The following is an 11,954-nucleotide window of genomic DNA, read 5'->3' as shown; positions in this document are numbered from 1 at the left end:
GGAGCGATGGTCCTGTGAGAGATAACAACTTACTTCGCGGGAAAATTCCCTGTGCAGATACTGGTATAGAAATAAAAAAATCGATTTGTACTATTTGTGACCCACAGAGCCAGTGCGGTGTGGACGTTTATGTAAAAGATGGTTTTATTATTAAAGTTGAAGGAACTAAAGAGAACCCCCATAACAGGGGTACTCTCTGTGCAAAAGGGTCAGCTATACGCCAGTATATTTATCATAAAGAGCGAATAAAAACGCCCTTAAAAAGGATCGGTTCCAGGGGAGCAGGAGAATTCGAAGCAATTTCGTGGGATGAAGCGCTGAATACCATCGCGACCACTTTAACTCATATAAAAGAAAAGTTTGGCCCCGAAGCGGTGGTTTTTTATGCTGGTTATGCCAAGTGGGAGCGACCGTTTTTGCATCGTTTAGCCCATGCCTTTGGCTCACCCAATTACTGCAGTGAATCTAGCACCTGCGCTCAGGCTGTAAATATGGCCTGGAAATTATTGTTTGGAGCACCGGCCAGACCAGATATAAAAAACGCACGTTGCTTACTGGTATGGAGTTGTAATCCTTTTTATTCAAATACCAGCCTGGCCCATAGCATAATAGATGCCAGGGAGAGAGGTTTAAAAATCATAGTTGTAGACCCTCGCTATACGCCCATGGTTGCCTGGAGTGATATTCACTTACAGTTAAAACCGGGTACTGATGGGGCTTTAGCTCTAGCCATGGCAAACGTAATAATTACGGAAGAATTATACGACCGGGACTTTATTCATAACTATACTTATGGTTTTGAAGAATACCGTGAATACGTCAAAGAGTTTACTCCTGAAAGGGCTGAGTTGATCACCGGCATCCCGGCAGATAACATCAGGATGGCAGCCCGCCTTTATGCAACTTTGAAACCAGCAGCGTTTATGACCGGCCAGGCCTCTGTAGTCCATCATACCAATGGTGTGAATAATTACCGGGCCGCCCTTGCTTTAATCGCCCTAACCGGTAATTATGATGTATTTGGTGGTAACCTGGTAATGCCAACGAGCTACCTTTATATACCTGCAGGTTTTATGACCAGGGAACATGAGTACTATCAAGTTAAGCCATGGGAAGAAATGCCACCACGGATAGGCCAGGATAAATTCCCTGTTTGGTGTGAACTGGTCGATGAGGGGCAATCAATGCACCTACCCTTCCAAATAGAGTTGGGAAAACCATATCCTTTGAAAGCAATGCTAGCTTTTGGCCTCAACTACAGGATGTGGCCAGATCCAGATTTTTTCCTAAAAAACTTACAGAAACTCGATTTTATTGTGGATGTTGATCTCTTCCTGACAGATAGTGCAAAGTATGCCGATATTGTCCTACCAGCTTGTAGTTCGTTAGAACGGAGCGAGCTACGCTGCTATATTGAGAACTTTGTAATCTATACCCAACCTGCTATCGCGCCGCTTTATGAATCACGCCCTGATGTTGATATAATTTTTGACCTGGCAAAGCGTTTAGAATTAGATGACCCTTTATTAGCAGCAGGTTATGAAGCTTCTCTGGATTGGATACTGGCACCAAGTGGGATAAAACTTGAAGAACTAAAGAAACATCCGGCAGGTATGCCCGTCCCCGAACCGTTAAAAATTTATGAGAAAAAATATATTCATAAGGGCTTCCCTACCCCTTCAGGCAAAGTCGAATTTAAATCTTTACTCTTGGAGAAATACAATTCTTTCTTCAGATATGATGTTTTACCTATTTATCGGCCACCCAAATATAGCCCGGAAGCAACTCCAGAACTGGCTAAAAATTACCCTTTTATTCTTAATACCGGGTCGCGTTTACCAATGTTTATACATTCGAGGACTTTCCGGTTATCATGGACGCGAAACCTACGGCCGGAACCGGCTGCGGATATAAACCCTGGTGATGCCCGGCGTTTGGGTATTACTCAGGGCGATATAATCAGGTTGGCTACTCCTAAGGGAGCAATCACAGTAAAGGCCAATATAACCAAGATAGTTCAGCCAGGAGTAATTCATATGTATCATGCATACCCCGAGGCGGATGTTAATACCTTGCTTGAAGCTGACTACCTTGACCCCGTTTCTGGATACCCTGGCTATAAAGCAATTTTATGTAATATTGAAAAGGTCTAGCTAGGAGGTTGGTGAACAACGTGAAACATACCATTTACTTAGACTTGAACCGGTGTACTGGCTGTTATGCCTGCGTTGTTGCCTGTATGGATCAGAACGACTTACAGGCAGGACAGGGGCAACCTCTCTGGCGGCAAATTTTTATAGTCGAAGATGGAACTTTTCCCGATGTAAAGGTTACCTTTGTTTCCATGGCTTGTATGCATTGCCAGGAAGCCCCATGTTTAAGGACCTGTCCAGCAGGGGCGATTAAAAAAGAGGCCGGCGTTATCCTGGTAAACCAAGATTTATGTATTGGTTGTTATAGTTGCTCTATGGCCTGTCCCTTTGGGGTGCCCCGTTTTGGTCAAGATGGGAAAATGCAAAAATGTAATTTGTGTATTGCCCGGGTTGAAGCCGGTTTGGAACCAGCATGTACGCGTATATGTCCGACAGGGGCACTAAAGTTTGGTGAGATAAATGAAATGATGATGCAGGCAGAGACTAATACAATAAAAAGACTGGTAAACAGTCGAGTGACCTCAATAACAAGGGGATAACCATATGGGAATAAAGAAGATAAATACTGCTTTATGCAAGGGCTGCGGGAAATGCGATAATTCATGCCCGATGGATGTTATCTATTTTGATATAAAAAGTCAACTTCCACAGATCCTTTACCCTCAAGACTGTCAATCATGTTTTTTATGTATTATAAATTGCCCCTCAAAAGCTATAGAGGTGACAGCTGAACGTGAGCAAAAGATGCCAATGCCTTATTGAAAATCAGTAAATGCGGGGGGTTAAAGGAGTGTCGACCCGTTATTTAACAGATGTTTTAATAATAGGTGGGGGGTATGCAGGTTTATTGGCTGCCCTGGAAGCCAGGAAAAAAGGCGTTGAGGTTTTAATTCTGGAAAAAGCTTATGCAGGTAATAGTGGTTGCGCGAAGTTTGCCGCTGGTGATATGCAATGTTTCATACCCGGAGAGGACGATTTAAGTCAATGGGTAGAAAATGGGCTAAACAATGGGTGTTTCCTTAATGATCCCCGCTGGCTTTCCCGGAACTATCCTTTGAGTTATGAGATTATCTTAAAACTACAGGAACTGGGCTTACCTTTTATTAAAGATGAGAAGGGTAAATTGATAAGAAAAACAGGGCGGGGGAATACCAAAAGTGTCCTTATTGATATCTCACAGTCGTTAAGTTTACTTAGAAAGCTATGTATAAATAGTGGTATTAGGATTTTAGATCGAACTTCTGCAATAGATCTGTATGTAGAGGATAATACTGTTAAAGGGGTCATTGGCTTTGCTATCAGGAGAAATGAAATTATTTTTGTTGAGTGTAAATGTGCTATCATTACCTCGGGGGGATGTTCTTATAAAGGACCATATTTCGGAATGGATATGGCTACTGGTGATGGGGTGGCCATGGGATATCGAGTCGGATGTTTTCTGGCCAATATGGAATTTGGGGTTAAATACCAGTCAACCTGTAAGGACTTTGATGTCTATGGAATGAATCGTTTTGCTTCGCTGGGTGGTATTTTTCGGAATAAATTCGGGGAACGCTTTATGGCCAGATATGATCCTGTCTTAAAAGACAGCAGTTCATTGGATATATTAATAAGAGCCATGGTAACGGAAGTAAATGAAGGAAGAGGGCCCATCTTTTTCGATCTTACCGGTTTATCAAAGGAAGGTCGCGAGGTTACAGCGAAGCTTCTGAAACCATTACTGGAAGCTATGGAAACTAGTAACGTAAACCTTTTTGATAAACCTTTAGAATGGATACCCGCCTTTACGGGAACTGTAGGAGCTACTTCCGCAGGGTTATGGATTGATAATAATTACCGTACAAGTGTTAACAACTTGTTCGCAGCAGGAGATGCAGCCAGTAAAGCTTGCTTTTTAGGGGCTGGCATTGGGGCTGGTGGTGCTCCATTAATGTTTGCCAGTATTTCAGGATTTATAACTGGATCACAGGCTGGTGAAAAAGCAAAAACCTTACGCGGCTCTAAAGAAGTTAGTTGTAAAGATATTGAAAGACAGTGTAAGTCTGTTACGTTGCCACTTAACAGAAAGGCGGGCATAGATCCCGATGAGCTAACATATGAACTGCAAAAAATCATGTTTAGAACAGAAGTTAATCTTATTAAAGAGGCTGCACGCTTAAAAAGGGCATTACAGGGTATCCGGGAAATAAAAGAAAAATTAAATTTTATGGTGGCTAAATCCTCGCATGATTTAATGAAAGTTTATGAGGTAATTAATATGGTGACCCTGGCGGAATTAACCGTTGCGTGTTCCTTAGAAAGAAAAGAAAGCCGGGGTGGACATTACCGTGAAGATTTCCCTAAGCGGGATGATAGTAACTGGCTCAAGCGTATTCTCATTAAATCGGATAAGGAAAGTTATAAAATAGATTATGAATATATTTCAAAGGTGGATTAATTTATGGCTAATAAAGATCTAAGAACCTTTATTGCTGAAGCAAGCAAAATGGGCGAAATTCTACATATAAAGGAGCAAGTTAGTCCGTATTTTGGCATACCAGCGATTGCTGCAAAATTAGAAGAAGTTGGCCATTACCCGGGGCTTTTATTCAGTAATGTTCAGGGATACGATATTCCTGTTCTTACCAACGTTTTTGCTAGTAGAAAACGCCTCTCTTTAGCATTGGGATGCGATGAAAGTAATTTAAATGCTGTTTACCGGGAACGGGAAGACAGGTTAACAAAGCCTTTGATAATAGCCGGAGGCCCGGTACAGGAAATTACCATAAAAGGCGACCAAATTAACCTCTTTGATTTACCGATAGTTACCCATAATGAAAAAGATGCCGGTCCGTATATTACGGCAGGGGCAATGGTGGTAAAGGATCCAGATACTGGTATCCGAAATGTAGGGATATATCGCCATATGGTACATGAAAAGAATAAATTAGGAATCCATATGGCCGAGACCAGCCATGTTAAGTATATTTTTGAAAAATATGCTAGGCATGGTCAGCCAATGCCTGTAGCTATAGCTATTGGACACCATCCCGCCTTTTATTTAGGTGTTTTGAGTTTTGTCCCCCTTGAAGTAGACGAATATGAAGTAGCAGGAGGGCTTTTAGGTGAACCCTTAGAACTGGTGAAATGTAAAACAGTTGATCTGGAAGTTCCTGCGTATGCTGAAATGGTTCTAGAAGGGTATATAGCACTAGACGAAAGGCGCCTGGAAGCACCTTTTGGAGAATATACATCCTTATATGGAGAGCAATGCCTCAATCCCGTTGTCACTCTTACAGCTATTACAAGAAGGAAGGATCCCATCTACCTTGATTGTCTTTCCGGTCATCTTGATCATCAATTATTAGGTGGTACTGGGAGATTAAGTATGATTTATAAAACCGTTAGGATTGCCTGCCCTACGGTTCAAGAAGTCTACATGCCGCCTTCGGGATGTTGTCGTTTAATCTGCTATATTTCAATCAAAAAGCGGCATGAGGGGGAAGCCAAAAATGTCATTGCGGCCGCCATTGCGGCTGATCCCTTCATAAAATATGTTGTAGTTGTAGATGATGATGTCAATATTTACGATGACAAAGATGTTATTAAAGCCATAGCTACACGGCTACATCCGGAGCAGGATATAATAATAATTCCTGGCGCCAAAGGCCACCCCCTGGATCCTACTGCAAAAAATGGTTATATAGTTACTAAGATAGGGATTGATGCAACCAAGCCTTTAACAGGTTACCCCGAAACCATAAAAGTACCTGGTGTAGATCAGATAGATCTAAAAAAGATACTTAATAGCCTCACATGATTTAAGGGGAAAGGAAACCTGACTATGGAAAGCTATTCCTGCGACGTTCTGGTTGTAGGTGGTGGTGGTGCGGCCCTAAGGGCAGCTATTGCCGCGCAAGAATACAATCCTGAATTAAAAGTAATCCTGGCTACCAAAGGGAAAATCGGTAAAAGCGGGGTGACGGCCACGGCCTGCTCCGACCGTATGGCCTTCCACGCGACCTTACCCCATACCCCTCCGGGAGGGCCGGACGCCTGGCGCTACCATGCCGAAGATATTTACCGCCTTGGCGGCCTGGTTTCTGACTGGGACCTGGCCGTAACGTTAGCCCGGGAAGCTGAAACTGCTTTTAACTACCTGGATGCCCTGGGTGTTCCTTTCGTGAAGGAGGGGGGAAAGGCACGCCAGTTTGTAACCGATGGCTCCGACTTCCCCCGGGCCTGCTATACCGGCCCCAGGACGGCTATTCATATTGAGGAAGCCCTGGTGGAACGTTTGCGCCAGTTGCCGGTGCAGGTCCTGAATTTTACCATGGTCGCCCGGTTAATTACCAGCCAGGGAAGGGTAATCGGCGCCCTGGCCATGGATACCCGTAGGCGCCATGACCCGGCTACAGCCCTGAAAGTTATCTCCGCCAGGACGGTCATCCTGGCGACCGGCGGCGCGGGCCAGGTTTACCGGACCAATGTTTTTCCCGGCGGTATGACCGGTGACGGCTACGCCTTGGCCTATGATGCCGGTGCAGAATTGGTCAATATGGAATTTATCCAGATCGGCCTGGCCTCCCTAAAGACCAAATTAAATTGTTCCGGGAGCATGCTGCGCGCCCTGCCCCGGATGGTTAACGACCGGGGCGAAGAATTCCTGGGACGCTATTTCCCGCCGGGTACCCCGGACAGGGTGGTAATGAACCTGCTGTTCCGCAAGGGAGCAAGCTGGCCGGTTACCTACGAGCATCCCACCCATATTGTTGACGTGGCGGTCTACCAGGAAATCGCTGCCGGGCGTAAAGTATACCTGGACTACAGCCGGAACCCGGCGGGCTTCCAATGGGACGAACTGGTGGAAGAAAATCGCCAGCGTTATTATAGTGAAGTTACTGCTGACCTGGGGACGGAAAGGCGCCTGGCCAACCCTTTACATCGCCTGAGGGAAATTAATCCCGAAAGTATCGCCTGGCTAAAAGAGAGGGGGCTGGACCTGGAGGCCGGAGCAAAGGTTCAAGTAGCACCCTGCATCCAGCACTTCCAGGGTGGTGTCAAGATCAGGCAGGCCGGCAGGACGGCTGTTGCCGGCCTTTATGCTGCCGGCGAGGTGGCCGGCGGCCAGCACGGGGCCAACAGGCCGGGGGGCAACGCCCTGCTGGACGGCCAGGTCTTTGGCCGCCTGGCCGGGGAAGAGGCGGCAAAGGAAGCCGCCGCGGTACCCCGGGCAGAGGTGCCGCGGGAAGAGGTGGAGGCGTTTCTTGCGCGGCTGCAGGGGCTGCTTAGCAGCGGCGACATACCGGCTGCCAAGCTGCGGCACCGTTTACAGCAGTTGATGGAACGGGGGGCCAGCGTAGTAAGGACAGAAGACGGGTTGCGACGCGGCCTGGAAGAGCTGGCCGGTCTTCGGAAACTGGTCCAGTATGCCGGCGAGCATGGCCTGGCCTACGCCCTGGAGAACGAAAATATGCTGCTGGTAGCGGAAATGATCCTGCGGGCGGCCCTGCAGCGGGATGAGAGCCGCGGCCCCCACCTGCGTTTTCTTAACGCAACCGATGTTAACCCGGTTGCCCGCCGGGACCCGGAATGGCAGCGCTACCTGGTCATTAGCCGTAAGGATGGGCGGATGGTGTTGACAGTGCGCGAACCAGTGCGGCCGTAGGAATATATTTACCCAGCTTTTGCCTACCGGTAGGCATCCATAAAAGGCCTACCTCGAACACTGGAACACCGGCGTATACGGCTGTATGTCGGAATCGCTGCCAGGAATCGTTAACGGGATATACCGTTAAATTATACTTTATGCAGTTATAGTTCATAAGACGGAGTGGGATCGGAGTTGGTAGGGAGATGGTCTGGTTAACTGCTTAAGTTATATTTAACTGCCTCCACAATGAGCTATTCAAATACTGGCATGAATTGGCAAGGGACAACAAGCGAAGCCGGCCTGTGCCTCCTGCCCCTTAGAAACGGGTGCGAGGCTCCATTTCAAGGGCGGTCGCAGCATAATCCTGTTCCATCCAAACGAAACGCGAAGAACCTGTTTCATATCCAAATTTTAAGGAGATGTTTTCATGGCCGCTTTCAGCAGATTCAACTTCAAAAACCTCGCGCAGTTAAAAGAAAAAATAGCCGAATTAAAACTGGATATAGAGCTCAGCGAGGATTTGCGTCCCCTGGCACGGAAGGTAAAGATCGGCGGCCGGGAAGTGCCCAATTCCCTGGCCATCCACCCCATGGAAGGATGCGATGGTACTGAAGACGGCAGCCCGTCCGAGCTGACATTTCGTCGCTACCGGCGCTTTGGCCGGGGGGGAGCGGGTTTACTCTGGTTTGAGGCTACCGCCGTCGTCCCCGGGGGCCGCGCCAACCCGCGGCAGTTCTGTATCAACCGCAACAATGTCCATTCCTTTAAAGAACTCCTTGCTACGACTCTGAGAGAAGCAAGGGAGAGTATGGGGGCCGGCCACCGCCCCCTTTGCATCCTGCAGTTAACCCATTCCGGCCGCTACAGCAAGCCTTACGGCAAGCCGCAGCCGGTAATCGCCTATCATGACCCCTATTTAGACGCCCGGGCCGGTGTTTCTCCCGAGCAGGAGCCGGTTACCGATACCGAATTGGAGCAGCTTCAGGATAAATACGTGGAGGCAGCCCTGCTGGCGCAGGAGGCGGGTTTTGACGGGGTGGATATCAAGTCCTGCCACCGCTACCTTTTGTCGGAACTGCTGGCCGCTCATACCCGCGCAGGCAGGTATGGCGGCGATTTTAAAAACCGCAGCCGTTTTCTCCTGGAAACAATTGAAAAGGTGCGGGCCAAAACAGGTAACGACTTTATCCTGGCGGTAAGATTAAATGCCTATGATGCCCATCCCTATCCCTACGGGTGGGGCGTTGATCCGGAAGATTATACCCGTCCCGACCTCGCCGAACCCATCCGGCTGGTGCGCCTCCTCAAGGAGAAGGGGGTATCACTGGTCAGCATTTCGGCCGGCAATCCTTATTATACCAACCCGGAAGTGACCCGTCCCTTTGATATACCACCCAAGGGGGCCGGCCTGCCAGCGGAGCATCCCCTGGAGAGCGTCGCCCGGATGTTTAAGATTACCCGGGAAATACAGGAGGCCGAACCAGGACTGGCCGTGGTCGGCAGCGGCTACAGCTGGCTGCGGCAGTTCTTTGCCCACGCGGCGGCCGCCAATATCGCCCGCGGCGCAGCAACCCTGGCCGGTGCCGGGAGGCTGGCCTTCGCCTATCCCGATTTCGCTCGGGACCTGCTCATCAATGGCCAGCTGGACGAGCGCCAGGTCTGCATAGCCTGCAGCCGCTGCACCCAGATCATGCGCGACGGCGGCAGGACCGGTTGCGTCGTTAGGGATGGGGAGGTATATTTGCCTATCTATAAAGAGATTTTAACTGCTCAATAATGCGTATTGTATTTTTAGCCAGTTCATCCTCTATTATCTTGGAAATAAGCTCCTCCCGTCATAGCAACGAGAGGGGCTTTTTTACAACTTTATGCCCGTATTCGATTGGACACGGACGGATTTAGCAAAGGTCCTACCCGATGGTTCCACTGCCCTGTCCTATGAAGAGAAAAAGGTACAGAAGGTGGACCCCGACAGGATAGGGAAGCCAACTCCAACGGCTTTGAACTGCCTGGCTGGGAGCCTGAACGGCTTAAAACTTTAAAGGTGTTGTTTGAACAATACAAGAATGTGGATGAAGAAAAGCTTTTAGAAAACCTGGGGGGTTTTTTTAAGAGCAATTATTCCTGTGGCTGAAGAGGTCGATATAAAAATGGCCATTCATCCTGACGATCCGCCGTGGTCTATATTTGGCTTGCCCAGGATTGTAAAATCCAAAGAAAGCCTGGAGAGGATTATGAACCTTGTGGACAGCCCTTATAACGGAATCACGCTGTGTAGTGGCAGTCTTGGAGCAAATCCGGACAATGATATTCCAGCTCTTATACGCTATTTCGGTGCTAAAGGAAGGATACATTTCGGACATGTAAGGAATATCAAGGTACATTCACACCGCAACTTTGACGAGGCTTCCCATTTATCTTCTGACGGTTCTTTGGATATATTTGAGATTATGAAGGCATATCATGACATTGATTTCCAGGGATATATCAGGCCGGACCATGGACGAATGATCTGGGGAGAAGTAGGCAGACCGGGTTACGGCCTGTATGACAGGGCTTTGGGAATCGCCTACCTGAACGGGTTATGGGAAGCTATTGGTAAAATGAAAGGATGTTCTTTTGATTAGATTTTTCCGCAGACCAGCAAAAATTATTTTCCTTCATTAAAGGATGTGGAATGTAAGCTCTACCAGGATATTGCAGTAAATAAGCAAATAAAGGGCTGTCCGCAAACTATTGGGGCAGTCCCTTTTTATGCCTTATTTTAACCGCTTCAACATGACAATTTCTTCTTCCTGTCCAGCCAGGCGCTTTTCAAGCTTTTTGATATCTTCCCATACCCCGTAACGCAACTCTTTTCTGATACCCCTGGTAGTTTTCTCAATCTTGTCCATACCTTTTTCCAGTATGGTTAACTTGGAGTTAGCCTGTTCCAAGCCGTTCTCCAGGGCAGTAATCCTGGAGTTAGCCTGTTTTAGACCGTTTTCTAGTGCAGTTAGCCTGCAGTTAGCTTGTTCCAAACCATTCTCCAGTGCAGTTAACCTGGAGTTAGCTTGTTCCAAGCCGTTCCCCAGCACAGTTAGCCTCGAATTGATCTGTTCCTGGCCATGATGCAAGGCTTCCTGCCCTTGCTCCAAATTTCCAAGGCGATTGTTCAAACTATGTAGTTCGGATAAAATCTGGTTGAGAAGATCTTCCAACATTTATCCCCCTCCCGGAACACATTATCTGGAATTTTGTGTTGGGATAAGCGACTGCTTTGCCATGTCGCAATCACTTTTAAGAAAAGTATAAGATAAAATTTCTTCCAGAACAAGATAGATTCTCCCCCACGCAAAATGGTGCTACAATATATTATAAGTTTTGTTTCTGGAGTGAATGGCTTTGCCAACAAAGGAACTTCACGTCCTGTCTGTGGAGAAGAGCATCAAGATATTAGAGACACTGGCAATGACTACTGAAGGTATAGGCTTGAGCGACCTCAGCCGCCGGCTGGGTCTAAATAAAAGTACCGTCTATCGCATGTTAACTACCCTTAAGGCTTATGGCTATGTTGATCAGGAACCGACAACAGGAAAATATATTCTTGGATTGAAAATCCTGGAGCTTAGTAGTGGCCTCCTGGAACGGCTTGATGTCCGGACTGTTGCCCACCCGTATTTAAAAGAACTAGCGGCCAGGAGTCAGGAAGTGGCGCATATGGTGGTAAGGGATGGTAATGAAGCTGTATATATTGATAAGGTTGAGGGCAACCGTACCATCCGTATGTATTCCCAGATTGGCCGCCGGGTTGCCCTCCATTCGACGGCGGTAGGCAAGGCCATACTGGCCTTCCTGCCGTCGGAAGAAGTAGAAAAGATAATTACCAGCACTGGTTTGCCACGATTTACAGCCCGGACGATTAGTACCATGGCTGCTTTACAGGCGGAACTGGCCCGGGTACGGGAATGCGGTTACGCTGTAGATGATGGTGAAAATGAAGAAGGGATTCGCTGCGTCGGCGCCCCCATTTTTGATTACCGTGGGCAGGTAGTAGCAGCCCTTAGTATTTCCGGCCCTTCCATACATGTCACCATGGAGCGATTACCAGAACTTGCTCAGCTTGCCCGCCATGCCAGCGAGGAGATATCGCGTCGCCTAGGCTATAAGCAGTAATAATTTCCGGACAA

9 protein-coding genes and 1 pseudogene are annotated in these 11,954 nt (G+C 47.6%); 9 read left to right on the top strand and 1 reads right to left on the bottom strand.

Annotation, left to right across the window (positions count from 1 at the left end):
- Positions 1–14: 14 nt before the first annotated feature.
- From NWF31_RS14750 to uxuA, 8 genes and pseudogenes are all read left to right on the top strand, one after another.
- Positions 15–2,153, top strand: a complete 2,139-nt coding sequence (locus NWF31_RS14750; RefSeq protein ID WP_258359276.1) for a molybdopterin-containing oxidoreductase family protein — start codon at positions 15–17, stop codon at positions 2,151–2,153.
- An 11-nt stretch (positions 2,154–2,164) separates the two neighbouring features.
- Positions 2,165–2,692 carry a 4Fe-4S dicluster domain-containing protein gene (locus tag NWF31_RS14895; protein ID WP_422880239.1) on the top strand — a complete coding sequence of 176 codons (528 nt, stop codon included), beginning with the start codon at positions 2,165–2,167 and terminating at the stop codon, positions 2,690–2,692.
- Between the two features lie 4 nt (positions 2,693–2,696).
- On the top strand, positions 2,697–2,915 hold the full coding sequence (locus NWF31_RS14890) for a 4Fe-4S dicluster domain-containing protein (RefSeq protein WP_422880238.1): 219 nt from the start codon (positions 2,697–2,699) through the stop codon (positions 2,913–2,915).
- Between the two features lie 28 nt (positions 2,916–2,943).
- Positions 2,944–4,590, top strand: coding sequence for an FAD-dependent oxidoreductase (locus NWF31_RS04300; RefSeq protein WP_340674346.1), 1,647 nt, complete (start codon positions 2,944–2,946; stop codon positions 4,588–4,590).
- A 3-nt stretch (positions 4,591–4,593) separates the two neighbouring features.
- Positions 4,594–5,952: a UbiD family decarboxylase gene (locus NWF31_RS04295; protein ID WP_258359274.1), complete on the top strand. Its 1,359-nt coding sequence runs from the start codon at positions 4,594–4,596 to the stop codon at positions 5,950–5,952.
- A gap of 24 nt (positions 5,953–5,976) precedes the next feature.
- A complete protein-coding gene (locus tag NWF31_RS04290) occupies positions 5,977–7,800 on the top strand; it encodes an FAD-binding protein (RefSeq protein ID WP_258359273.1) in 1,824 nt (607 codons plus the stop codon).
- 412 nt (positions 7,801–8,212) lie between these two features.
- Positions 8,213–9,562, top strand: a complete 1,350-nt coding sequence (locus NWF31_RS04285; protein WP_258359272.1) for an oxidoreductase — start codon at positions 8,213–8,215, stop codon at positions 9,560–9,562.
- 82 nt (positions 9,563–9,644) lie between these two features.
- A pseudogene (gene uxuA, locus NWF31_RS04280) lies at positions 9,645–10,412 on the top strand (mannonate dehydratase); the annotation flags it as partial.
- Positions 10,413–10,544: 132 nt separating this feature from the next.
- On the opposite strand, the gene NWF31_RS04275 reads toward uxuA, so the two are convergent.
- A complete protein-coding gene (locus NWF31_RS04275) occupies positions 10,545–10,988 on the bottom strand; it encodes a hypothetical protein (protein WP_258359271.1) in 444 nt (147 codons plus the stop codon).
- Positions 10,989–11,169: 181 nt separating this feature from the next.
- Here NWF31_RS04275 and NWF31_RS04270 point away from each other — a divergent pair, with 181 nt between their 5' ends.
- Positions 11,170–11,940, top strand: coding sequence for an IclR family transcriptional regulator (locus NWF31_RS04270; RefSeq protein ID WP_258359270.1), 771 nt, complete (start codon positions 11,170–11,172; stop codon positions 11,938–11,940).
- The last annotated feature ends 14 nt before the right edge of the window (positions 11,941–11,954 follow it).

The sequence above is a fragment of the Neomoorella sulfitireducens genome (assembly GCF_024733845.1).
GTDB lineage: Bacteria > Bacillota > DSM-521 > Neomoorellales > Neomoorellaceae > Neomoorella > Neomoorella sulfitireducens.
The sequence above is the reverse complement of the archived record's forward strand: the minus strand, read 5'-3'. Positions and strand labels throughout refer to the sequence as shown.

What these genes read in the sequence shown, in the direction of transcription:
- NWF31_RS04290 (WP_258359273.1), top strand. Translation starts at nt 5,977, where the DNA reads ATGGAAAGCTATTCCTGCGACGTTCTGGTTGTAGGTGGTGGTGGTGCG.
- NWF31_RS04275 (WP_258359271.1), bottom strand. Translation starts at nt 10,988, where the DNA reads ATGTTGGAAGATCTTCTCAACCAGATTTTATCCGAACTACATAGTTTG.
- NWF31_RS04295 (WP_258359274.1), top strand. Translation starts at nt 4,594, where the DNA reads ATGGCTAATAAAGATCTAAGAACCTTTATTGCTGAAGCAAGCAAAATG.
- NWF31_RS04285 (WP_258359272.1), top strand. Translation starts at nt 8,213, where the DNA reads ATGGCCGCTTTCAGCAGATTCAACTTCAAAAACCTCGCGCAGTTAAAA.
- NWF31_RS14890 (WP_422880238.1), top strand. Translation starts at nt 2,697, where the DNA reads ATGGGAATAAAGAAGATAAATACTGCTTTATGCAAGGGCTGCGGGAAA.